This window comes from Thioalkalivibrio sp. ALE22, assembly GCF_000381445.1.
Classification (GTDB): Bacteria; Pseudomonadota; Gammaproteobacteria; order Ectothiorhodospirales; family Ectothiorhodospiraceae; genus Thioalkalivibrio.
Map to the genome: position 1 here is coordinate 155,021 of NZ_KB906501.1, position 21,298 is coordinate 176,318.

At 63.4% G+C, this 21,298-nt stretch carries 24 protein-coding genes and 1 pseudogene; 11 read left to right on the plus strand and 14 right to left on the minus strand.

Features of this window, described 5'->3' with window-relative positions:
- Positions 1 to 36: 36 nt before the first annotated feature.
- Complete coding sequence (locus F793_RS0104060; protein ID WP_018882581.1) at positions 37 to 450, minus strand: type IV pilin protein; 414 nt, start codon at positions 448 to 450, stop codon at positions 37 to 39.
- A 190-nt stretch (positions 451 to 640) separates the two neighbouring features.
- On the opposite strand from F793_RS0104060, the gene F793_RS0104065 reads away from it, so the two are divergent.
- The 7 genes and pseudogenes from F793_RS0104065 to F793_RS0104090 all read left to right on the plus strand — a co-directional run bounded on the left by F793_RS0104065 (position 641) and on the right by F793_RS0104090 (position 6,238).
- Positions 641 to 1,192 (plus strand): GspH/FimT family pseudopilin, encoded by a 552-nt coding sequence (locus F793_RS0104065; RefSeq protein WP_018882580.1) that lies wholly within the window; start codon positions 641 to 643, stop codon positions 1,190 to 1,192.
- Positions 1,186 to 1,956 (plus strand): PilW family protein, encoded by a 771-nt coding sequence (locus tag F793_RS0104070; RefSeq protein ID WP_018882579.1) that lies wholly within the window; start codon positions 1,186 to 1,188, stop codon positions 1,954 to 1,956. Before F793_RS0104065 ends, F793_RS0104070 begins: the two co-directional genes overlap by 7 nt.
- Before the next feature lie 20 nt (positions 1,957 to 1,976).
- The gene (locus tag F793_RS0104075) at positions 1,977 to 3,230 is read left to right on the plus strand and encodes a PilX N-terminal domain-containing pilus assembly protein (RefSeq protein WP_019592779.1); all 1,254 of its coding nucleotides are present in this window, start codon (positions 1,977 to 1,979) and stop codon (positions 3,228 to 3,230) included.
- A 48-nt stretch (positions 3,231 to 3,278) separates the two neighbouring features.
- Positions 3,279 to 4,937, plus strand: a complete 1,659-nt coding sequence (locus F793_RS0104080; RefSeq protein WP_018882577.1) for a prepilin-type N-terminal cleavage/methylation domain-containing protein — start codon at positions 3,279 to 3,281, stop codon at positions 4,935 to 4,937.
- Positions 4,938 to 5,103: 166 nt separating this feature from the next.
- On the plus strand, positions 5,104 to 5,334 hold the full coding sequence (locus tag F793_RS13575) for a type II toxin-antitoxin system Phd/YefM family antitoxin (RefSeq protein ID WP_081618698.1): 231 nt from the start codon (positions 5,104 to 5,106) through the stop codon (positions 5,332 to 5,334).
- Position 5,335: 1 nt separating this feature from the next.
- A pseudogene (locus F793_RS14130) lies at positions 5,336 to 5,722 on the plus strand (type II toxin-antitoxin system VapC family toxin).
- Between the two features lie 204 nt (positions 5,723 to 5,926).
- Positions 5,927 to 6,238, plus strand: coding sequence for a nucleotidyltransferase family protein (locus tag F793_RS0104090; RefSeq protein ID WP_018882576.1), 312 nt, complete (start codon positions 5,927 to 5,929; stop codon positions 6,236 to 6,238).
- A 197-nt stretch (positions 6,239 to 6,435) separates the two neighbouring features.
- Here F793_RS0104090 and F793_RS0104095 read toward each other — a convergent pair whose 3' ends face one another.
- From F793_RS0104095 to typA, 3 genes are all read right to left on the minus strand, one after another.
- Complete coding sequence (locus tag F793_RS0104095) at positions 6,436 to 6,867, minus strand: putative toxin-antitoxin system toxin component, PIN family (RefSeq protein ID WP_018876570.1); 432 nt, start codon at positions 6,865 to 6,867, stop codon at positions 6,436 to 6,438.
- On the minus strand, positions 6,864 to 7,100 hold the full coding sequence (locus tag F793_RS0104100) for a ribbon-helix-helix protein, CopG family (RefSeq protein WP_019592780.1): 237 nt from the start codon (positions 7,098 to 7,100) through the stop codon (positions 6,864 to 6,866). Before F793_RS0104100 ends, F793_RS0104095 begins: the two co-directional genes overlap by 4 nt.
- 501 nt (positions 7,101 to 7,601) lie before the next feature.
- Positions 7,602 to 9,425: a translational GTPase TypA gene (typA, locus tag F793_RS0104105; protein WP_018876572.1), complete on the minus strand. Its 1,824-nt coding sequence runs from the start codon at positions 9,423 to 9,425 to the stop codon at positions 7,602 to 7,604.
- A gap of 275 nt (positions 9,426 to 9,700) precedes the next feature.
- On the opposite strand from typA, the gene F793_RS0104110 reads away from it, so the two are divergent.
- Positions 9,701 to 9,931 carry a hypothetical protein gene (locus tag F793_RS0104110; RefSeq protein ID WP_018865502.1) on the plus strand — a complete coding sequence of 77 codons (231 nt, stop codon included), beginning with the start codon at positions 9,701 to 9,703 and terminating at the stop codon, positions 9,929 to 9,931.
- 72 nt (positions 9,932 to 10,003) lie between these two features.
- Here the strand turns inward: F793_RS0104110 and F793_RS0104115 are convergent, their stop codons facing one another.
- The 4 genes from F793_RS0104115 to speA form a co-directional block, all read right to left on the minus strand.
- Complete coding sequence (locus F793_RS0104115) at positions 10,004 to 10,330, minus strand: type II toxin-antitoxin system PemK/MazF family toxin (protein WP_018865501.1); 327 nt, start codon at positions 10,328 to 10,330, stop codon at positions 10,004 to 10,006.
- Positions 10,324 to 10,551, minus strand: coding sequence for an AbrB/MazE/SpoVT family DNA-binding domain-containing protein (locus F793_RS13325; protein ID WP_231366537.1), 228 nt, complete (start codon positions 10,549 to 10,551; stop codon positions 10,324 to 10,326). The genes F793_RS0104115 and F793_RS13325 overlap by 7 nt, the downstream gene beginning before the upstream one ends.
- 301 nt (positions 10,552 to 10,852) lie before the next feature.
- Complete coding sequence (locus F793_RS0104125) at positions 10,853 to 11,101, minus strand: YcgL domain-containing protein (protein WP_018882574.1); 249 nt, start codon at positions 11,099 to 11,101, stop codon at positions 10,853 to 10,855.
- A 4-nt stretch (positions 11,102 to 11,105) separates the two neighbouring features.
- Positions 11,106 to 13,010 carry a biosynthetic arginine decarboxylase gene (gene speA, locus F793_RS0104130; RefSeq protein ID WP_018882573.1) on the minus strand — a complete coding sequence of 635 codons (1,905 nt, stop codon included), beginning with the start codon at positions 13,008 to 13,010 and terminating at the stop codon, positions 11,106 to 11,108.
- 315 nt (positions 13,011 to 13,325) lie between these two features.
- Here speA and speE point away from each other — a divergent pair, with 315 nt between their 5' ends.
- Positions 13,326 to 14,177 (plus strand): polyamine aminopropyltransferase, encoded by an 852-nt coding sequence (gene speE, locus F793_RS0104135; protein WP_018882572.1) that lies wholly within the window; start codon positions 13,326 to 13,328, stop codon positions 14,175 to 14,177.
- Between the two features lie 233 nt (positions 14,178 to 14,410).
- On the opposite strand, the gene fetB is transcribed toward speE, so the two are convergent.
- The 6 genes from fetB to folB all read right to left on the minus strand — a co-directional run bounded on the left by fetB (position 14,411) and on the right by folB (position 19,344).
- The gene (gene fetB / locus F793_RS0104140) at positions 14,411 to 15,217 is read right to left on the minus strand and encodes an iron export ABC transporter permease subunit FetB (protein WP_018881471.1); all 807 of its coding nucleotides are present in this window, start codon (positions 15,215 to 15,217) and stop codon (positions 14,411 to 14,413) included.
- The gene (locus F793_RS0104145) at positions 15,208 to 15,828 is read right to left on the minus strand and encodes an ATP-binding cassette domain-containing protein (RefSeq protein WP_018882571.1); all 621 of its coding nucleotides are present in this window, start codon (positions 15,826 to 15,828) and stop codon (positions 15,208 to 15,210) included. The genes fetB and F793_RS0104145 overlap by 10 nt, the downstream gene beginning before the upstream one ends.
- Before the next feature lie 324 nt (positions 15,829 to 16,152).
- Complete coding sequence (locus tag F793_RS0104150) at positions 16,153 to 17,406, minus strand: ammonium transporter (protein WP_019592781.1); 1,254 nt, start codon at positions 17,404 to 17,406, stop codon at positions 16,153 to 16,155.
- A gap of 35 nt (positions 17,407 to 17,441) precedes the next feature.
- Positions 17,442 to 17,780 carry a P-II family nitrogen regulator gene (locus tag F793_RS0104155; RefSeq protein ID WP_012981610.1) on the minus strand — a complete coding sequence of 113 codons (339 nt, stop codon included), beginning with the start codon at positions 17,778 to 17,780 and terminating at the stop codon, positions 17,442 to 17,444.
- 66 nt (positions 17,781 to 17,846) lie between these two features.
- Positions 17,847 to 18,560, minus strand: a complete 714-nt coding sequence (locus tag F793_RS0104160; protein ID WP_026280805.1) for a TorF family putative porin — start codon at positions 18,558 to 18,560, stop codon at positions 17,847 to 17,849.
- A 424-nt stretch (positions 18,561 to 18,984) separates the two neighbouring features.
- On the minus strand, positions 18,985 to 19,344 hold the full coding sequence (gene folB, locus F793_RS0104165) for a dihydroneopterin aldolase (protein WP_018865492.1): 360 nt from the start codon (positions 19,342 to 19,344) through the stop codon (positions 18,985 to 18,987).
- A 73-nt stretch (positions 19,345 to 19,417) separates the two neighbouring features.
- Between folB and F793_RS0104170 the strand changes: the two genes are divergently transcribed.
- Together F793_RS0104170 and F793_RS0104175 are read left to right on the plus strand one after the other, a co-directional pair.
- Positions 19,418 to 20,440 carry an amidoligase family protein gene (locus F793_RS0104170; RefSeq protein ID WP_018882569.1) on the plus strand — a complete coding sequence of 341 codons (1,023 nt, stop codon included), beginning with the start codon at positions 19,418 to 19,420 and terminating at the stop codon, positions 20,438 to 20,440.
- Positions 20,427 to 21,269 (plus strand): gamma-glutamyl-gamma-aminobutyrate hydrolase family protein, encoded by an 843-nt coding sequence (locus F793_RS0104175; protein WP_018882568.1) that lies wholly within the window; start codon positions 20,427 to 20,429, stop codon positions 21,267 to 21,269. The genes F793_RS0104170 and F793_RS0104175 overlap by 14 nt, the downstream gene beginning before the upstream one ends.
- Positions 21,270 to 21,298 lie beyond the last annotated feature (29 nt).

Consider the following 21,298-nt stretch of genomic DNA (forward strand, 5'->3'; position numbering starts at 1 on the left):
CGGCCGGTCGAAAACGCTAGGAAACGAACGAACCGATCACCAGCAATCGTCGCCACCCGGATCTCCATCACGCTCCGCACTTCCCCCTGAGACGGTCAGTGAAATGCTTTGGCACCTGGAGTCATCCGCTTGGCGCCCCTGAGCAGTTGCGGTCGCAGTAAAGCTCGAGCCCGACTCGTCAGAAATCGCTAGCGTATAGTGCCCATCGTCGGATTCGGCCGTCAGACCCAAGTCTGAGAGCGACCCCGTGTACGTGGGGTTGTTGGCCCGCCAACGCTCCTGCTCCATCTGGATGCGCAGCAGGGAGTCATGGGCGTCGGCACGTTGCGACTTGAGGATGTAGTTCTGGTACGACGGATAGGCGATGGCCGCCAGAATGGCCACCACCGCGACCACGATCATCAGCTCGATCAGGGTGAACCCCAGCGCCTTAGTAGTTGTTGCCTTCATCGCTCGATCTCCCTAGAAGACTTCCATTTTCGCCAAACTCGATTCCACCACAATCGTTCTCCGACAAGTCCTGTCAATTCTTCGAGTGGACGCTTTCGCACTCCGAGCGGTAGCCAGGCGGCATGCCCAAGATACCCCAAACCGTATAATGGGAACCGAGACCCTTCATTCTCCTGCCCGGGGACCGCGCATGGCCGCACCGCAAAAACCCTTCGGCTTCACCCTGATCGAGCTCATGATCACCATTGCCGTACTGGTAATCCTGGTCACGCTGGCCGCTCCCGCCTTCAACCTGGCCGAGCAGCGGCGCGTGATTGGCGCCGCCGAGAGCGCCCTCGACCAGATTCAGACGGCCCGCAGCGAGGCTATCAAGCAAGGGCGCGATATCCGCTTCGTGAGCCAAGTGGACGGCGACGCGTGGTGTCACGGCATAACAAGCACACCCGCCTGCGATTGCACGGTCGAGGACGCGGCCGCCGCGAACGCATGCACCCTCGTGATGGCAGGGGATGAAGATGCAGTACTGCGCACGACCAGTTCGGATGATTTCCGCAACGTCTCGATGACGGGCGAACAGACCATCACCTTCAACCACGTACGCGGCACTGTTCAGGGCGACCGCTCCGATATCGTGTTCACATCAGCTCCCAGCAACTTCGAAATGCAAGTACAGATCAATCCAATCGGACGCCCTCGTGCCTGTGGAACGAACCGTGCCATGGGGGCGTATACCGAATGCTGAACAGAGCAAAGAATACGGCTACACACACCGCGTGGCAGAACAAGCGGGCTCGCGGCTTCACCTTGATCGAGCTCATGATCGGAATCCTTGTGGGTACGATCGTCATAGCCGGCGTGATCGCACTCTACATCACCGTCATTCGAGGCAGCGCATATGTCACTCAGGAAGCACGGCTAACGCAAGAGACGCGAATCGCCATGGACTTCATGGCTGCCGACATCCGGCGGGCTGGTTACTCAAACCCCAACCTGCTCCAAGAGCAGGTCGACGCCCCCCCTATCAACCGCTTTATGGAATCCGACCTGGATATCGCGATCCACGATAGCGGTCAGTGCATATTGGTCAGCTACGATCCGACCTTCGGCTATGACCCGGCCGCGTCGACAGGCTGGCCACCTGATGATCAGTATGTATTCGGATATCGCCTCGCGAACAACGTGCTCGAGATGCTGACAAGTGAAATCTCAAGCACGGACAATTGCGCAGATGGGACTTGGGAAGCCCTCACCGATCCCAACACGACGTCAGTCAACCGCTTGGAATTCGACTCAAGCCCGTCCAGCTGCATCAAGGTTTCCGAAGACGGCACTATCGAAGCGAACCCCGCATGTTCCGCAATGACAGGGGCTGCAGGCGACATATTCGTCGAAAGCCGACGAATCCGCATCGAACTGGATGCGACCCACTCGCGCGCCCCCGAAACGCGGATCCGGCACAACGAGACCATAAGCGTTCGCAACCACCGCATCTTCCCCGAAGAATGATGAAGCCCCGGAGACAGGCCATGAGGGTTCCGATTTTCCAGCCCCAACACTTGGGAAAGCGACAGAAAGGTTTGGCGACACTCCTGATCGCACTGATCATCATGGTGGCAGTGACCATCACCGTGATCTTCACGGCCCAAACGGCGATCCTGGAACAGCGCATGTCGGCCAACGAAATGCGCATGAAGCAAACTGCCAACGCCGCTCAGGGGGGAATCGAACACGCGACTCACTACGTTCAAGGGGGGTTCGATATCGTTGATCAGAATGGGCAGCCAGCTGTGCTTGGACCTAGCGAAGACCAGGCAGGCCAGAGCACCTATCGCGCACTTTTCTTGCCACCTGAAGCGATCAACTGGGATATCGATTGCCCAGACACGCCAAGCAATAGTATTGGTGACTACAGCGGCGTCACCTCCACCGCGGCCGACACACTGGATGTCGTTCTCCTGTCCTGCGGCTGGAGCGACGACCGTTCAGCACGCAAGGGCATCATGACCGCATTGCGGGCCGGCCCTTCGGTCGCCAATCCTCCCACGAACCCGCTGATCACCCGCGGGGGCGTCAACACCAATGGGCGAGCGCGGGTATTCAACGCATTCAACACGTTGACGATCTGGTCGGGCTCCGACCTTTCCGTGACCGGCAACCCGGGAAACACGTTTGTTCGCGAGGAGGGGGTGGCCCCTCCAACGGATAGTGACCTTTGGCCACTGGAGAGCCTGCCAAACAGCTGCCAGCAATCAAACAACTATGTCTGCCGCACTGGACAACAAGCGGGCGTAGGCCCAGACGTCATCGACGGCGACCTCGCCTTGGGATCCCTGAACGACGCCGATTTTTTCCGGGGATTTATGGGCGATACGCTAGAGAGCTACCGGGAAAACCAGGTGACTCCATTAGGCGACCACGAAAGCACGGAGCAAATGATTTCGGCTGGCAAGGCGAACAACAAAGTGCTTTGGGTCGACGGCGACTATTCGCTGAACGATCCTGTCGGAACCCGTGAAGAACCCGCCGTGCTGGTGGTGGATGGCAACTTGGATGTTACCGGAAACGCCAGGTTCTACGGCATTCTCTATGTGACCGGCGATCTAAATACGGGCGGATCCCCCCGCTTCCACGGGGCCACGGTTATTCAAGGCGACACCGTCAGTGCCGGTGGTACCCCGTACTTCATTTTCGACCCAGTTTCGGCCCGTGGCGCGTCCAACATCGGCGCACGCGGCACAGTCTCAGGGTCATGGCGCGACTGGACAGCGACCAATAACTAATTGCTGACGCCCCCGCGCGCGATTCAACATATTGATTGAGGGCTCACCATGCACCTAGAAACTCGCCGCATTCACAGCGGCATCAGCCTGATCGAAGCGCTGATCGCCATTGCCATCGTTTCGCTCGGACTGCTGGCAATTGCCAAGCTGCATGGAGAGCTTACATCGAGCACCACCACGTCCAAGGCCCGAGCGGAGGCAATGCAGTTGGCCGAGACGCAAATGGATTCACTGCGTAACGCCCTCACCACGACTGAGCTCGAAACGGCACTGCAGAATATTGAACAAGCAGGGATCGAGGGTATCAACGCAACCTTCGATGTCAGCACATCCCCATCACCCGGGGACCTCTTACCCCCCAGCGGGGATCTCCTGGAACTGCAGGTAACGGTTTCATGGACAGACCCCAGAGGCGAAATCCAGCAAGTTCAGGTACGCAGTAACGCCGCTTGGAATGACCCCTTGTTCTCCGTCAACCTCGCGCGCGGCCGCCTGCCGCACGGAGACCTGGTGGACCCACCAGCTGGATCCGGAGAGATGGGGGGAGAGCTTCTGGATTCCGACTACACGTTGGACCAACCCCCCAACGTGCTTGACGACGGAACAGAGATCCGCCGCAGCGGAAGCACCATCCAACTGGTTGATACAACGACCAGCGAGGCCCTGATCACGATGGAGTCGCCCGATCCAGACAATCTGGATCTCGGTTTCAGCATCATCCGGGGCCGAGTGTTTGTGGACGATAACATCACCGTTGACCACGGCGATGTCGGCGTCGTGTCATCGGATGCAGGCGTCTGCACACGAATCTACAGCGATCAGTATGCGACTCGTAACGACCGTGTGACTGACGCCCAACTTATCGAGGACCCGGAGTTTGACCGGCCTTATTTCGCCTACCAGTGCTACGTTGGCCGTTCCTGGTTTGGCAATATTGGCCTAGTGCGCTTGGTCGACGCCGACATTACTAACCGCGTCTGCGTTGGCGACCCTGCATTTGCGCCAGAACCGGAGTCCATCGGGTTTGAGCCGCGCCCAGCTCTTACAACGGTCCGCAGATATCGTGGCTTCGTCAGCACGGGGGACAGCTTCCGTACTGTTGGGATCGGGACACCAGGAGCGCATTCCGGATTCGAGGAACACGATTTTCTAATTACCGGAATGAGGGGTAATGCGGACCATGAGGACTGCGTGGACGCCCTGTCCAGCAACGGAACCAGCAACGACTTCCAGGGAAATCCGGGCCGTTATGTTTGCCTGCTGACAAATAGCGACCAATGTGCAGACCCGGAAGACGCGGATCCCACAAGCTACTGGGTATTCTCTGGCGCATATGACATACCGGACGACGTAGCGCTTGAAAGCATAAATGCTATTTTCGGCACAGAAACGATGGAGTGTTCGGTGGAAGTCGAATTTCTCGGACAGAGCGACAACATCCGCACGGCAACGTACGAATGCGCCGTCAACGTAGAAGGCTTGGGCGACGCATTTCCCGACGAACTACGGGCAAGCTTTTCGACGGACGAGGCTGTAATCTGCACACCAGAATCCGTAAGCCTCGAAGAAGGCGCGACAATTGACCTCCTCGGCGACAGACTGGGTTACACCTTCGAGAACGTGGCCTCTGCAGAGCAATTGCCCGACGGCATTGACTTCCAGGTCACCGCTTCCGAGGAGCTCTGCGCGTTCGAATTAAGCAACTGAGTGCATGTTCTGGCCCTCCTTAAGCGTAGCCTTCGGGGTCAAACCTTGCCTTTTGCCCCGGGCCTGGGTGAGACCCACTCGACGAAATGGTCTACAGGAACGATTTGATTAAATCGTTTCCGGCACATAGGCTTAGTCATACGACTTAGTCGGATTAGGCGAGCTCATGAGCACAACAGTCAACGTACACGAAGCAAAGACGCACCTGTCGCGACTGCTGAAGCGCGCGCATGATGGCGAGGAGATCATCCTGGCCAAGTCAGGCCGGCCGTATGCGCGGCTGGTGCCGCTGGCATCCCCTCCATTACAGCGCCAACCCGGGCGCATAACGGGCCAGGTCGAAGACGCATTCTTCGAACCCTTGCCGGAGGATGAACTCGCCGCTTGGGAGAAATAGTGTGCGAGTCCTGCTCGATACCCACGCCCTGCTCTGGTGGTTAACGAACGATTCGCGGCTATCGTCACGCGCTCGGGAAATTATTGGGGACTTGGATAACGCTGTCATGGTAAGCGCCGCCAGCGCATAGGAGATTGCGACGAAGCATCGACTGGGCAAACTGCAGATTGGCGGTGTAGTCATCCAGCGCTTTGATGAACTCGTCACCGCAGATGGCTTTACGCATCTGGCAGTGAACTACTCGCAAGCGATCCACGCCGGGACCTATTCTGTCGACCATCGCGACCCGTTCGATCGCATCCTAGCTGCCCAGGCAGAGCTCGAGCAGATCCCATTGCTGACCACCGATCCGGCCTTGCGCGACTTCCCGATACGCTGCATCTGGTAATACAGGAACCGGGGAAAGGTTTGTTTTCCGTCTACATTCCTGCTGGTGTTCTGGACCCTCGAACGGCGCACCCCTGCCCGTAGCCTGCTCCGGAGGGTGTACCCCTCTCAGCGGGCCAGCCGGGGCCTCAATCGAGGCATAGCCTTCTGGCTGCGCTCCAAGCGTGACTGTCGTATCGTAATAGCGGTAGGAGGCTTGGGCATCATGCATCCATTGATTCGACAACATCTCGACGCGCTCGAATCGGCATGCCGTGACTTCGGTGTGTCGCGGCTGGACGTTTTCGGGTCTGCGGCTCGCGAGGAAGATTTCGACCCTGAACGTTCGGACGTGGATTTCCTCGTGGAATTCGGGCCGGAGCAGACCGGATTGTCCCTCGAGCAATTCCTCGGTCTGCGCAGAGAGTTGAGCGACATTCTTGGACGGCCCGTGGACTTGGTGACACCGCAAAGCGTGACCAATCCGTATGTCCTCGCGGATATCGAGCGAACCCGGGAAGCGGTCCATGCGGCGTGATCCGCGGGCGTACCTTTGGGACGCAAGCGGAGCCTCGGGGTCAAACCTTGCCTTTTGCCTGAAACTCAGTGAGAGGCTGGCCCGCCACTGTTTCCAGGATGACGCCGTTTAGAATCGCGTGGCCCGGGGATCCGAGATCACGAACCCAAAATAACAAACTCCGCTCGCGCCCCAGACAACCGCGCCCGCGCACCTAATCAGCTCGTTTCAAACAGCTGAAGGCCCGCCTCGGGCGTGACGACACGCCCCGGCGCAAATGGCTGTTGGACCAGCAGCTTGTCGCCCGTCACCAGGATGCTGCGCGGGTGACAAGCCAGCAGATCCCACAGGTGAGAATCTCCGGCATCCGGAGCCGAAATTGATGAGGGGCTCGGCTCACGCCAGATCGCATTGGCGACCAGTTCGGTCACCAAGTCATCGATATGCGAGTCCGAAAGGCCATGCAGCCGAACCAGCGACGGCCGCAAGAGAACCCTGCGATATTCGGATATCAGGGCAGGCGAAGTCAGGAAAGGGAAATGTCCCGCCAGCATCCCGTCCAGGACACGGCATACGGGTGAGCGTGGCGCACTGGACAGAAGCCCCGCCACCACGACGTTGGTGTCAACCACCAGCGTCCACGGCTTCATCGGCCGCGCTCGGAACGAGTCTCCTCCAGCGCTAGAGCCATGGCATCTTCTTCGCTTAGCGCTGCGCGCTTCCGAGCCGAGGCCACTAATTGCCGCGCTTCGCTACGGGTACGAATCCCGCGATAGACCAGGCTCTCCTCGATAATCGAAGCGATGGAACGGTGCTGCCGCGCCGCCGCCTCTTTCAGGGCCTGATGCAGCTGGTCGTCCAGGGTGATGGTTAATCGGCTCATCGAAGCCCTCCAGACGGGCTGAATCGTGCACACCAAAACACCATAGCACCGGATGAGAGCGGAGGCCAGATCACCTCGTGCAGCACGATCCAGCCGGAGGAGACCCCGGATAACTGGAAGAAAGAGGACACCCGTCTCCTCGAACAGCTCTCCTGAACACATGCCGCTGCAGCCCTCGTCTCCCGCAGGAGCCCGGCCCTCTGGGCGATGGGGCGCTGGACGCACCTGATCGGCGAGAGGGCTCGCCTCCTACAGCTGGCGGGCAACGGAAGGGACGCCCATCTGCTTCCAGACGCCGCACCGTCCTCCCGGCTGCAGCGCAGCGATGAGCCGGGATCTCCGGCGCTGGACATACCCCGGGATCCGCGCAATCCCCGGCGCAGGGGATCCCGGATAACCGTTGCGCGGGCTCCGGGATGGCGGCAGAGGGCAGGACGTAAAAAAAGCGCCCGGCGGATGCGATCCGGCCGGGCGCTTTTTGGTTCCGCCTTGGGTCTAGCTTCAGGCGGTTGCGGCGGCGCGGGAGGCCTTCTTGCGTTCGTGCTCGAGCAGGAACTTCTTGCGGATGCGCAGGTTTTCCGGGGTCACCTCGACGAGTTCGTCGTCGTCGATGAACTCGATGGCCTGCTCCAGCGTCATGCGGATCGGCGGGGTCAGCTGGATGTTCTCGTCGGTCCCGGCAGCACGGATGTTGGTGAGCTGCTTGGCCTTGAGCGCGTTGACGACCAGGTCGTTCTCGCGCGAGTGCAGGCCGATCACCATGCCTTCGTAGACCTCCTCGCCGGGGCCGATGAACAGCTTGCCACGGTCCTGCAGGTTGAACAGGGCAAAGCCCAGGGCCTTGCCGGCGGCGTTGGCGATCAGCACGCCATTCTGGCGCGAGGCCACCGCCCCGGACTGATACGGGCCGTAGTGGTCGAAGATGTGGTGCAGGATGCCGGTACCGGAAGTGGCGGTCATGAACTCGGTCTGGAAGCCGATCAGGCCGCGCGACGGGACGATGAAGTCCAGGCGCACGCGGCCCTTGCCGTCCGGAACCATGTTGGTCATCTCGCCTCGGCGCTCGCCGAGCTTCTCCATGACCGTGCCCTGGTGCTGCTCCTCGACGTCCACGGTGACCGACTCGTACGGCTCCTGCTTCACGCCGTCGACTTCCTTGATGACCACCTCGGGGCGCGCGACGGCCAGCTCGTAGCCCTCGCGACGCATGTTCTCGATCAGGATGCCCAGGTGCAGTTCGCCACGGCCGGAGACCTTGAACTTGTCCGGGTCCTCGCCCTCTTCCACGCGCAGGGCGACGTTGTGCTTGAGTTCTTCCTGCAGGCGGTCACGCAGCACGCGCGAGGTGACGTACTTACCCTCGCGCCCGGCGAACGGCGAGGTATTCACCTGGAAGGTCATGCTGACGGTCGGCTCGTCGACGGTCAGCGGCTCCATCGCCTCCACGTGGTTCGGATCGCACAGGGTGTCGGAGATAAACAGCTTGTCCATCCCGGTGAAGGTGATGATGTCGCCCGCCCGGGCCTCCTGAACCTCCACCCGCTCCAGGCCGTGGAAGCCCATGATCTGCAGCATGCGCCCATTGCGCACCCCACCCTCACGATCCACCACCTTGACCGGGGTGTTCGGCTTGATGCGCCCACGCTTCACGCGGCCGATGCCGATCAGACCCTGATAGGAGTTGTAGTCCAGCGAGGAGACCTGCATCTGGAACGGGCCATCCGCGTCCACGTTCGGCGGCGCGACATGCTTGACGATGGTCTCCAGCAGGCAGGTCATGTCGCCCTCGGTGACACTGGAGTCCAGCCCGGCAAAGCCGTTCAGCGCGGAGGCGAACACAATGGGGAAGTCGAGCTGCTCGTCGGTGGCACCAAGGCGGTCGAACAGATCGAACACCTGATCCACGGCCCAGTCGGGGCGCGCGCCGGGGCGGTCGACCTTGTTGACCACGACGATCGGCTTGAAGCCCATCGCGAAGGCCTTCTGCGTCACGAAGCGGGTCTGCGGCATCGGGCCATCCACCGCGTCCACCAGCAGCAGCACCGAGTCGACCATCGACAGCACGCGCTCGACCTCGCCACCGAAGTCGGCGTGTCCGGGGGTGTCCACGATGTTGATGCGGTAGTCCTGCCATTCGATGGCCGTGTTCTTGGCCAGGATGGTGATCCCGCGTTCCTTCTCGATGGCGTTGGAGTCCATGATCCGCTCGCCGTGATCGCCACGCTTGTCGAGGGTGCCGGACTGGCGCAGGAGCTGGTCGACCAGCGTGGTCTTGCCATGATCAACGTGGGCGATGATGGCGATGTTGCGAAGCTTCTCGGTCATGGAATACAAACTCTGGATACTGGCAAAAGGGCCGACACTATACAGACTTATGCGTGACCGCGCTGCGACTCCCGCGTTTTATGCGCAGGCTCCGCCCTCGCGCCTCCCCGCGGCCCCCAGCCAAAGCGATTCCGCCCCGGAACTACCGGCCACCTGAGCCCTGTGGCCAAGCCAGTACGGCACCCCCCGACCTGATCGCTGACAGCACACTGGCCTCCGTTGAATGCACGTAGTTTTCGTGCTCCGCATTTTTACGTGAGCCATGAGGATTCAACATGAAACAGAACATTACCCTGTCCCTCGACAAGCAGGTACTGACCGAACTGAAGGTCATCGCAGCCCGTCGTTCGACTTCGGTCTGCCGGCTGCTGACGGAGGAACTGGAGCACATCGTGGAACGATCCGAACGGTATGAGCGTTCCAAGCGCGCGGCCCTGGCCGCCCTGGACAAGGGCTGCCACTTCGGCGGCGAACGCCCGGATCGGGACGCGCTGCATGAGCGATAAGGTCTTCGTCTATACCAACGTCCTGTTCTACGCGCACGACCCAGGGCCTGGTCAGATGGCAGCTCACAAACGTCAGACGAACATTTCCAGGAGTTGCGGATGCCAGCTTGCGAGTTCGATCGAGCCAAGCGTGGACCCCAGACGCCGCTTGTCCACACTGCGGATCTGGTCCAGAAGAATACGGGCCGGGCGGCCCGCGAGCTCGACCTCCGGCCGGCATCCAAGGGGCTGCCCCTTGCTGGTGATCGGGGCCACCAGAACCCGTGGCAAGGCTGCGTTCATGTCGTCGGGGGAGACAATCAATGCAGGACGGGTCTTGCGGATCTCCGTTCCAACGGTAGGGTCCAGGTTGACCCAGTAGACGTCGCCGCGGCGAACCGGTGCGCGACGCCCTACCATTCCCACTCCTCGGCATCCTCGGCCCAGGGCGCGTCGGACCATTCGGGTGCATCGTCCTGATCGATGTCGTAGTGGTCGAACCAGCCGGCGCGCGGCTCGGTAATCGGTTCGATCACGATCCGGTGACCCTCGAGCCGCAGGTCGATCTCGTCGCGGATCCCGCATTGGCGCAACAGTGTCGCAGGTAACAGAACGCCGCGGGAGTTTCCGATCTGTCGCAAAGTTGTTTTCATGGCCTCCCCACAAACCGGCCGAAGTTATAACAATGTATCACCATGGGCGCCGTGGAGGCCAGATTGAAGCCCACCATCCGCTGCTGGCTCAACGCACCCCGCCTGCAGCCACCCCGCCCCGGTCATCCCGGCCGCAGCGCAGCGAAGAGCCGGGATGACCGAGGCTGGACAGCCCCCGAAGCCCGGGCAGCCCCCACCGCATGAGATCCCGGATAACCGCTTCGCGGTTTCCGGGATGACCGTCAGGGGGTAATCAAAGCACCTCGGCGGCGCATGGCTGCGCGGAGAGTCAGGACTCGGGTTTGTCTTCCGGGGGCGGGAACTGGAGGTGGAAGCCCTGCTCCTTGAGGTTAGCGAGGACCTTTTGTGGATCTTCCTGGGCCAGGGTGCGCTCGGGTGTCAGATCGAACTCCAGTGCGAACTCCAGGGTGCCGAGGGCGCGCATCACGCCTTCGGGCAGGTCGGAGAAATCGTCCTTCTCCGGGAAGTAGACATAGGTATCGGCGCGACGGGTTGCGCGGTAGACGTAGCACTGCATGGGTTCAGTCCTCGAGATAGGTGTAGCCGGTCAGGCCCTGTTCCAGCTCGGCCAGCAGCCGTCCCGCGGCCTCGCCACGCAGGCCGGCGGCGTCGATCTTGGCGCGGAAGGCGCGGCGCAGGTCATCCGGGGCAAAGTGCACATAGGAGAGCAGTTCGTCGACGGTGTCGCCCCGCTCCGGGTCCACCAGACGGTAGCCACCCTCGGGCAGCAGTTCCACGTTCACGGTGTCGGTGTCCCCGAACAGGTTGTGCAGATCGCCCAGGATCTCCTGGTAAGCGCCGACCAGGAAGATGCCGAGATAGTACGGCTCGCGGTCGTTCCACGGGTGCAGGGCAAGCGTGGTGTGCGTGCCCTCGCGCTCCACGTAGTGCTCGATGTGGCCATCGGAGTCGCAGGTCAGGTCCTGCAATACCGCGCGCCGGGTCGGCCGCTCGTCCAGCCGGTGCAGCGGCATGATCGGGAAGATCTGGTTGATCGCCCAGGTGTCCGGGATCGACTGGAACACGGAGAAGTTGCAGAACACCTTGTCCGCCAGCTTGTCGGTCAGTTCCGCGTGGATCTCTGCCGGCAGGGCCTCCGGTCGCGCCAGCAGGCGCTGGCACAGGGCGAAGTAGATTGCCTCGGCGCGGGCACGGTCGGCCAGCGACAGCATCCCGCGGGCAAAGCGCGCCTGCACCTCGGCCAGGCCATAGGCGGCATCGTGATAGATCTCGGAGGCCGGGCGCTCGCCGTCCTCCAGCAAGGCGCGCATGGCGGCGATCTCGGGCAGCTCGCCATCCTCCGCGGGCGGGACATCGCCATCCCCCGGAGCCGGCTCGCAATCGATCACGTTGGTGATCAGCACTGCGTGGTGTGCGGTCAGGGCGCGGCCCGACTCGCTGAACACCTCCGGCATGACCAGACCCTGCTCCTCGCAGATGCGCTTGAGCGGGCGCAGGATGTTCAGCGCGTACTCCTCCACCGAATAGTTGATGGAGCACTCGTTGCGCGAACGCGAGCCCTCGTAGTCGATCCCCAGCCCGCCGCCGACATCCACCACCCGCAGGGCCGCACCGGCCTCGGTCAGCGCGGCGAAATAGCTGGCTGCCTCGCCCATGCCGTTCTGGATGTCGCGGATGTTCGCGATCTGCGAACCCATGTGGAAGTGCAGCAGTTGCAGCCGGTCCAGCCAGCCAAGGCCGCGCAGGCGCTCGAGGATGCCCAGCACGTCCGCCGCGGACAGGCCGAACTTGGCCTTCTCGCCGCCGGTGTTCTGCCACTTGCCCTTGCCGATCGAGGCCAGGCGCACGCGCAGGCCCAGCAGCGGCTCGACCTGCATGGCCTCGGCCTGGCGGATCACCTCCTCCAGCTCGGAAGGCTTCTCGATCACGATGTACACGCGTTGCCCGAGCTGGCGCCCGATCAGCGCCAGGCGCACGTATTCGCGGTCCTTGTAGCCATTGCAGATGATCGCCGCACCCGGCCGCGACTGCGCCAGTACGGCCATCAGTTCGGGCTTGGAGCCGGCCTCCAGCCCCACCCGCGGGGTCAGCCCCTCGGCATCCGGCTGATCGCCGGCCGCCAGGATCTGGTCCACCACGCTGCGCTGCTGGTTGACCTTGATCGGGTAGATGGCGGTGAACGCGCCTTCGTACTCCAGCTCGCGCGCGGCGGTGTCGAAGGCCCGCGCCAGGCGGCGCACCCGGCCGTCCAGCACGTCCTGGAACCGCACCAGCACCGGCGGGCCCACATGCTCCTCGCGCAGGCGGCCCGCCAGCTCGTACAGGTCCACGCCGGGGTGATCCGGCCAGTCCGCGCGGCGCATCGCCACATTGCCCGCGGCGTTCACCTCGAAGAAGCCACCGTTCCAGTGATCGATCCCGTAGGTGGCGCGGGCCTCGTCCAGATTCCAGGGCGTGACGGTCATGGTGTTCCCGGATTTCAAAAGCCAGAAAAGTCCCGTCATTGCGAGGAGCGAAGCGACGTGGCAATCGCCTTCATCATCCCCCCGAACACCAGGGGCGATCAGGGCAACCAGGCGCATTGCCCTCATTCAGGAGATTACTCGCTACGCTCGCCCTTCGGGCCGGCCGGCGGCCGTTCAACGCAGCTTCGCTGCTTTTGTACGTCGTCGCCTACGGCTCCTCGCAATGACGAGAAGAACAGAGTTGCCCGCAGGATACAGGGCACTATCATAGCGGCGCATCATACCGTCCACCGCACCGGCAAGGGGAGCCGCCTAATGGCACTCGACAACAACTGGTTCAGCGAACCGCACGAAGACATGGCGCTGTCCCTGCGCATCAAGCAGAAGCTGCACGAGGAACAGACCCCGTACCAGAAGATCGAGATCTACGAGACCGAGGCCTTCGGCAACCTGATGGTCATCGACGACTGCGTGATGCTGACCGGCCGCGACAACTTCATCTACCACGAGATGATGTCGCACCCGGTGCTGTACTCGCACAGCGCCCCGAAGAACGTGGTGATCATCGGCGGCGGCGACTGCGGCACCCTGCGCGAGGTCCTCAAGCACGACGAGGTCGAGCGCGCCGTGCAGGTGGATATCGACGAGCGCGTCACCCGCCTGTCCGAGCAGTACTTCCCGGAGCTGTGCGACGCCAACAACGACCCGCGCGCCGAACTGCTGTTCGACGACGGCGTGCAGTACCTGAAGGACGCCGCCCCCGGCTCCATCGACGTGATCATCGTCGACTCCACCGACCCGGTCGGCCCGGCCGAAGGCCTGTTCTCCACCCCATTCTACAAGGACTGCGTGAAGGCCCTGGGCGCGGATGGCCTGCTGGTGCAGCAAAGCGAATCGCCGCTACTGCACACCGACAGCATCATCCGCCCGATGCACGACAGCCTGCGCGCGGCGAACTTCATCGACGCCCTGACCCTGCACTTCCCGCAGGCCACCTACCCCTCCGGCTGGTGGACCTGCACCATCGCCGCGAAGGACTGCCCGGTGTCCTTCCTGCGCGAAGAGGCCGCCGAAGAGCTGCCATTTGTCACGCACTACTACAACGCCGCGATCCACCGCGCCGCTGGTGCCACCCCGGAGTTCTTCCGTCGCAAGCTGTTCGCCTGATCGCGCGCCAGCGACGGGGCCACCCACGGAGATCGCCACGGCGCTGCGCGCCTCGCGATGACAGTACTTTTCAACGTCATGGCGAGGCCCCGTCAGGGGCCGTGGCCATCTCGTAACAAAACCTCCGACGCTCGCCCGGGCCAACGCCGGGGCCGCCCACGGAGATCGTCACGGCGCTGCACGCCACGCGATGACGGGCGCCACACACGCCGGAGAGTGCATTGAGCTCGTGACTAGGTGTGGCGGCCGGCCTTGAGGCGGTCGAGGCGCAGGCGTTCGCGGGTGTCGAACAGGCGGCGGGAGGCGAACCAGACCGCACCCAGGGTGCCGAAGCCGGTACCGGCGGTGATCAGGAACATGATCAGGATCTGGTACTTCACGGCCTCCACCGGCGGGGCGCCGGCCAGGATCTGGCCGGTCATCATGCCCGGCAGGCTGACGATGCCGGCGGCGGCCATGGCGTTGATGGTCGGCATCAGGCCGGAGCGCGCGGCCTCGCGGCGCATGGTCGTGACCGCCTCGCTCCAGGAGGCCCCCATCGCCAGCCGGCCCTCGATGGTGCGGCGCTCGCGCCAGACGGTCTGCGTCAGGCGGTCCAGCCCCAACGCAATGCCGGTCATGGTGTTGCCGAGCAGCATGCCCAGCAGCGGGATCGCGTACTGCGGCTCCCACCAGGGGGTCGGGCCGACCATGGTGGTCAGCGCCAGCACGGTGACCGCGAACGCCGAGATGAACATGGTCACGGCACCAATGCCGTAGCCCCACAGCCCGGCGAAACGGCGCTGCTGGCGCGCCATCACCTCGTAGCCGGCCACCGCCAGCATAACCACGGCCATCAGCGCCACCCAGCCGAGCTGGGCGTGATCGAACAGCGTCTGCAGGATCAGCCCGACCAGCAGCAGCTGGATCACGGTGCGCGCCCCGGCGATCAACAGGCTGCGCCCCAGCCCCATACGTGCCCAGACGGTCAGCCCTGCCAGCGCGACGACCAGCAAGGCCGCCAGCGACAGGTCCAGCGCGGAAAGCGAGATCAGTTCCACGCGTTCACCTCCAGCTTGCCGTTGGCGATGGTCAGGATGCGGCCGCCCAGGCGCTGACGCTGCAGGGTGTCGTGACTGACCCAAAGCGCTGCCGCGTCTTCCTCGGCGAGATACCCCCGTACCGCGCGTTCGATGCGCTTGGTGTTTTCCAGATCCAGATTGGCGGTGGGCTCGTCCAGCAAGAGAACACGCGGCTGGTTCAGCAGCGCGCGCACCAGCCCCAGGCGCTGCTTCTCGCCGCTGGAGAGGCGCTCAACCTCCCAGCCTAGAGAGGCCTCCGGCAACGCGACCTGCTCCAGCAGGTGCAGGGCCGCCGCGCGCGCGAAGTCCACTGGCAGGTGCTCGTCCACGCGCTCGCCCCACCAGGCGGTCTCCGCCGGTACGTACGCCACGCGCCGGCGCCAGTCGACCGGCGCCATGGCGTCCCGCGGCTTCCCGTTCAGCATGACCTGCCCCGTATTGGGGTCAAGATCGGCCAGGGCCCGCAGCAGCAGGGATTTTCCGGAACCGGAGGCGCCCGTGACCTGCACCAGCTCCCCGGGCTGAAGCGCCAGATCCAGCGGGCCCAGATGGGCGGTTTTCAGTTGGCGAACATCCAGCAGGCGATCCATGCGACAGGGTCCCGGTGCGGCGAAATGGCGATCGTAACCGAAGCCGGGGCGGCGGGATGAATGGCCGGACGGGCAGGCGCTGCTTGCTGCGAGACGAACGGTCCGCCGTGAGGGGTGCCTCTGCGGATGTCGATCGCACTATCGGGCGCAGGCAGGGGCTTCGCGGGCGAGCCCGCTCCCACAGCTCGGGAAACAAAAAAGGGCGCCCGGTGAGGGGCGCCCAAAGGCCAACATCCAAGTCCTGGGAGACTGTCTTGTCGGCGTCGGAGGAGACGATGTCGGGGCCGGGCCTGTGGCCCGACCCCGGTTCAGGTTAACGAGGGTTTATTGCTTCCCGGTGAACTCCGGGTAGGCCTCGAGACCGCACTCGGCGATGTCGGCGCCCACATCCTCGTCCTCTTCGCTCAGGCGGATGCCCATTACCGCCTTGAGGATGGCCCAGACGATCAGGCTGGCCACGAAGACGAAGACGAAGATGACGAGGAGGCCCACCAGCTGAGCGACGAAGGTCGCATCCGGGTTGGACAGCAGCACCGCGAACACACCCCAGATACCGGCGGTACCGTGCGCGGAGATCGCGCCGACCGGGTCGTCGATCTTCAGCTTGTCCAGCGCGACGATCGAGAACACCACGATCACGCCACCGATGGCACCGATGATCATCGCCAGGAACGGGCTGGGCATCAGCGGCTCGGCGGTGATGGACACCAGGCCCGCGACCGCGCCGTTCAGCGCCATGGTCAGATCAGCCTTGCCGAACACCAGACGGGTGGTGATCAGCGCGGCGACCACACCCCCGGCCGCGGCCAGGTTGGTGTTGGCGAACACGGCGGCCACGGCATTGGCCGACTCGATGTCCGAGACCTTCAGCTCGGAACCACCGTTGAAGCCGAACCAGCCCAGCCACAGGATCAGCACACCCAGGGTGGCCAGCGGCATGCTGGAGCCCGGGATCGCGTTGATCTGGCCATCCTTGCCGTACTTGCCCTTGCGCGCCCCGAGGAGCAGCACACCGGCCAGCGCGGCAGCGGCACCCGTGAAGTGGACGATGCCGGAACCGGCGTAGTCCAGATAGCCGATCTGGTCGAGGATCCCGCCACCCCAGCTCCAGAAGCCCTGGATCGGGTAGATGAAGCCGGTCAGGACGACCGCGAAGGCCAGGAAGGCCCACAGCTTCATACGCTCGGCCACGGCACCCGAGACGATGGACATCGCGGTGGCCACGAACACGACCTGGAAGAAGAAGTCGGCACGATCGGAGTAGTAGATGTCACCACCACTACCCAGTACGTCCGCGACCGCATTGTCGCCCGAGATCAGGAAGCCCAGGCCCGGAATGATGGAGCTCAGGCCGTCGCTGTACATGATGTTGTAGCCGATCAGCATGTACATGATGCTGGCGATCGAATACAGGGCGATATTCTTGGTTGCAATTTCGGCCACACTCTTGGTGCGCACCATCCCGGCCTCGAGCATGGTAAAGCCCGCGGCCATCCACATCACCAGCGCGCCGGCCACCAGAAAGTAAAAGGTGTCCATTGCGTAGGCGAGTTCGACAACTTGCTGTTCAATTTCCATGATTGAAATTCCTCATTCGATGGAAGACGGAGGCCTTAAAGGGCTTCCGGGCCGGTCTCGCCCGTGCGAATACGCACGACCTGCTCCACCGGTGTGATAAAGATCTTGCCGTCGCCGATCTTGCCCGTGCTGGCAGACTTGGAAATGGCCTCGACCACCTGATCGACCAGGTTCTCGTCGACAGCCACTTCCAGTTTCACCTTTGGCAGAAAATCGACCACGTACTCGGCACCGCGATAGAGCTCGGTATGACCGCGCTGGCGACCAAAACCCTTTACTTCGGTCATGGTCATCCCTTGTACGCCGATCTCCGAGATCGCCTCGCGAACATCATCAAGCTTGAACGGCTTGATTACGGCGGTAATCATCTTCATGTCAGACTCCTGTAGGCGGGCCCTCCACCTGACGGACCCGCTGTTGCTTTAGGCGGTAATGCGGAATCAGAAGGTCTTGGACCAGCCCACCCAGGCGCCCAGATCTTCGTCGGTCTCGTCGACATACTCGAGATTGAAGCTGAACTCGCCCCAGTCGCCCGCATCACGGGTCAGGCTGGCGGTGTAGTGGGTGTAGTTGTCCAGGCTGGAGTCGTCGAAGCGGGTGCGACCTACCAGGAAGCCGGCGCTGTAGACGTCCATGAACGGGACGTCCAGGCCGGCGTAGAAGTACATGTCGTCGTCTTCCAGGGCCGAGTCATCGCTGTCGTGAACGACGTAGGCCATACCGCCGTACAGTCCCACAACGCCGGTATCGAAGCTGACCTCACCATAGATCTCGCCGAAGTCGGCACTCAGGGAACCGGTATCGTCTCGGGCATCCGGATAGGCGTAATAGATGTAACCGACGTCGTAGCCGAACCCATTGGCGAACTCATCGGCAAAGCCGGCGTAAAGATCGAGCTCGTAGCTGGTGTCATCACCAAAATCGACATTGGACATCCAGGTGCCGACATAGAAGCCGGAGTCGTGCTCAAAATCGATACCACCCTGAATGGCAGCACCGTCGTCGGTTTCGGAAAAACCACGGAAGTAGTAATTGGACACCGCGCCGATGTTCACGGACAGCTCCGCGGCGGCGGTGGAGGTAAAGGCGACGCCACCGGTGGAGCCTACGGTGAGGACAGCGGCGGCCAGCGCGGAACGGGTGAACTTCTTCATGTTGGTCATCTCCCAGATTGGTCAATCGAGTGTCGCGTAGTCGACACCCGGTCCTTGCACGGGCTGTGCCAAGTACCAAAAGGGAGCAAAATCGGCTTTTCGCAACACCTGTTGCGGCCCAACCACGGGCTTTTGCCTTGATTTGGTGCGCACTAAAAGTGCACACGCACCAAAAACGTGCGGAGACCGAGGACTGTGAACCATGTACGGGATTCCGGAAGGTTCAGTCCTTCGGCGAGTGGCGGGGTTGGAGAGGCAAATCGAGGCGGGGACAGGCGCGACCAACGCACACGCGGCCATGCGGGACGTACGGCGAACACCTCCCTGCCCTGCAGATCGCCACGTCGCCTCGCGACCCGCGATGACACAGCACGGCAGGGGGGGGTGGCGCCGACCGGGGCAGCGCCCCGTCGCCGGCGCGGGTTTACGAGGAAAGGCTACCGCGTTCGATCTCGATGCCGACCTCGCGCACGCCGGGCACGGCGCCGGGCTTGCCGAGCTTGATGCGCAGCCAGGGCGTGCCGAACTGGGCCATCAGGGCCTCGGCGATCTCCTCGGCCAGGGATTCCAGCAAGGCATGCGGTTCGCGCGTGACGATGGCACGCACGGCGTTGGCTACCGCCTCGTAGTCGACGGTGTCGCCGATCTCGCCGGAGTAGGCGGCGATGCGGGTATCGGCCGCCAGTTCGATATCGAATCGCAGGCGGCGCTGGATGCGCTGTTCCCAGTCATAGACGCCAACAACGGCATCAATCTCGAGGTCGCGCAGATAGATTCGATCCATGGGGTCGGCGGGCTCCTGTCAGTCGGCGCCTATCCTACTGCCCGGGCCGCACGAGGTACACCGAGCCGCTATCATGGTGCCTCCCGATTACTCCGAGACGCGCATGAGCGAGCCCTTTCACGAACTCCCCTGGCCCGCCAATCCGGAGGGCGCACCCCGACGCATCGGCGTGGAGATCGAGATGGCCGGGGTGTCGCTGGAGACGATGGCCGAGACCGTGAAAGGCGAGTTCGGGGGCCACGTCGAATCGGACAACGCCTTCGTCTTCCACGTACGCGACACGGACGTCGGCGACTTCCAACTGGAGCTGGACGCCCGGGTACTGAAGGACCGCGGCTACCGCGAACACCTCGCGCGCCTGGGCATCGAGCTGGACGACTCGGACGAGGCCACGCTGGAGCGCTGGCTCGCGGACGCCGCGGGCCGCCTGGTACCGCACGAGATCGTGGCGCCGCCGATCGCGGCGGCTGACCTCCCCCGCCTGGACCGGGTGCGCGCCGCCCTGCAGCAGGCCGGCGCACTGGGTACCGAACGCTCGTTTCTCTATGCCTTCGGGCTGCAGATCAATATCGAGGTGCACCGCACCGATGCCGAGTGGCTGCTGGCAATCCTGCGCAGTTTCCTGCTGATGGTGGAAGTGCTCACTGCGGCGGGCGCCATCGACCTGGCGCGGCGCCTGTCGCCCTACATTCGATCTTTCCCCGGCCCGTTTGTACGCTACGTGCTGGACCCGGACTTTCGTCCCGACCAAGCCGGCCTGATCGATACCTACCTGGCGCACAACCCGACCCGCAACCGCCCGCTGGATCTGTTGCCGCTGTTCGCCCACCTGGACTCCGGCAGGATCGACGCGGCCCCGGTGGAACACGAGCTGATCAAGCCGCGGCCGGCCTTCCACTACCGCCTGCCCAACTGCGAGATCGACGACCCGGACTGGAGCCTCGCGCGGCCGTTCAACGGCTGGGTCGAGGTCGAGCGCCTGGCGGCGGATCCGGAACGCCTGGAGCGCCTGTCGCGGGAATATCTGGAACGCCCCGGCCAGGCCCTGGGCCGATGGGCCGACGACTGGAGCCAGCGCCTCCGTGACTGGTTCTGAGCCCGACCGCACGACCACCGATACCGTGGCCGATACCGCAGCGCCGCGTCCACGCCGCCCGGTGATCGCCATTACCGGACCCGACCAGGGTGGCGGGCCCGCCTGGCTGTTTACAGCGCTCGCGGTGTGGCGCGCCGGCGGCCGTCCGCTGCGGCTGCGCCCGGGCAAGCCGCGCGGTCACCGGCGCTTCGATGGTCTGGTGGTGGGCGGCGGGGCGGATGTGGATCCCGAGCTCTACGGCGAGACCCTCCCCGAGGGACCGGATGCGGCTGCCATCCGGCAGGCGGAGCGCCGCCTGTCGCAGCGCCTGATCGGCTATCTATTCTACCCGGCCCTGTGGTTACTGCGCCGGCTGTTCCAGTCCCATGGCGGTGTACTGGACACCGACCGCGACCGGCTGGAGAAGGCCCTGATCCATCGCGCACTGGACGAGCACCGCCCGATCCTCGGCATCTGCCGCGGGATGCAACTGGTCAACGTGGTACGTGGCGGCACCCTGCATCGCGACCTGGCCGAGTTCTACGTGGAAACCCCGCAGGCCCGCAGCCTGCTGCCGGTCAAGCCGGTGGAGCTGGACCCGCGCAGCCTTCTGGCCAACATCCTGGGCGACACGACGCTCCACGTGAACGCGCTCCACAACCACGCCGTCAATGACCTGGGGCGGGACCTCAAGATCGCCGGACGCGAATCGACCGGCGTGGTCCAGGCCATCGAGGCCGAACACGACTGGTGCATCGGCGTGCAGTGGCACCCCGAATACCTCCCACAGAAACGCCGCCACCAGCGCCTGTTCCGCGCCCTCGTCCAAGCCGCCACCCGCAGACACTAAGACCTGATTTCACCACGAAGCACACGAAG

Coding starts and splice junctions, on each gene's coding strand:
- F793_RS0104060 (WP_018882581.1), bottom strand. CDS start 450: ATGAAGGCAACAACTACTAAGGCGCTGGGGTTCACCCTGATCGAGCTG.
- F793_RS0104065 (WP_018882580.1), top strand. CDS start 641: ATGGCCGCACCGCAAAAACCCTTCGGCTTCACCCTGATCGAGCTCATG.
- F793_RS0104070 (WP_018882579.1), top strand. CDS start 1,186: ATGCTGAACAGAGCAAAGAATACGGCTACACACACCGCGTGGCAGAAC.
- F793_RS0104075 (WP_019592779.1), top strand. CDS start 1,977: ATGAGGGTTCCGATTTTCCAGCCCCAACACTTGGGAAAGCGACAGAAA.
- F793_RS0104080 (WP_018882577.1), top strand. CDS start 3,279: ATGCACCTAGAAACTCGCCGCATTCACAGCGGCATCAGCCTGATCGAA.
- F793_RS13575 (WP_081618698.1), top strand. CDS start 5,104: ATGAGCACAACAGTCAACGTACACGAAGCAAAGACGCACCTGTCGCGA.
- F793_RS0104090 (WP_018882576.1), top strand. CDS start 5,927: ATGCATCCATTGATTCGACAACATCTCGACGCGCTCGAATCGGCATGC.
- F793_RS0104095 (WP_018876570.1), bottom strand. CDS start 6,867: ATGAAGCCGTGGACGCTGGTGGTTGACACCAACGTCGTGGTGGCGGGG.
- F793_RS0104100 (WP_019592780.1), bottom strand. CDS start 7,100: ATGAGCCGATTAACCATCACCCTGGACGACCAGCTGCATCAGGCCCTG.
- typA (WP_018876572.1), bottom strand. CDS start 9,425: ATGACCGAGAAGCTTCGCAACATCGCCATCATCGCCCACGTTGATCAT.
- F793_RS0104110 (WP_018865502.1), top strand. CDS start 9,701: ATGAAACAGAACATTACCCTGTCCCTCGACAAGCAGGTACTGACCGAA.
- F793_RS0104115 (WP_018865501.1), bottom strand. CDS start 10,330: ATGGTAGGGCGTCGCGCACCGGTTCGCCGCGGCGACGTCTACTGGGTC.
- F793_RS0104125 (WP_018882574.1), bottom strand. CDS start 11,101: ATGCAGTGCTACGTCTACCGCGCAACCCGTCGCGCCGATACCTATGTC.
- speA (WP_018882573.1), bottom strand. CDS start 13,010: ATGACCGTCACGCCCTGGAATCTGGACGAGGCCCGCGCCACCTACGGG.
- speE (WP_018882572.1), top strand. CDS start 13,326: ATGGCACTCGACAACAACTGGTTCAGCGAACCGCACGAAGACATGGCG.
- F793_RS0104145 (WP_018882571.1), bottom strand. CDS start 15,828: ATGGATCGCCTGCTGGATGTTCGCCAACTGAAAACCGCCCATCTGGGC.
- F793_RS0104150 (WP_019592781.1), bottom strand. CDS start 17,406: ATGGAAATTGAACAGCAAGTTGTCGAACTCGCCTACGCAATGGACACC.
- F793_RS0104155 (WP_012981610.1), bottom strand. CDS start 17,780: ATGAAGATGATTACCGCCGTAATCAAGCCGTTCAAGCTTGATGATGTT.
- F793_RS0104160 (WP_026280805.1), bottom strand. CDS start 18,560: ATGAAGAAGTTCACCCGTTCCGCGCTGGCCGCCGCTGTCCTCACCGTA.
- folB (WP_018865492.1), bottom strand. CDS start 19,344: ATGGATCGAATCTATCTGCGCGACCTCGAGATTGATGCCGTTGTTGGC.
- F793_RS0104170 (WP_018882569.1), top strand. CDS start 19,418: ATGGTGCCTCCCGATTACTCCGAGACGCGCATGAGCGAGCCCTTTCAC.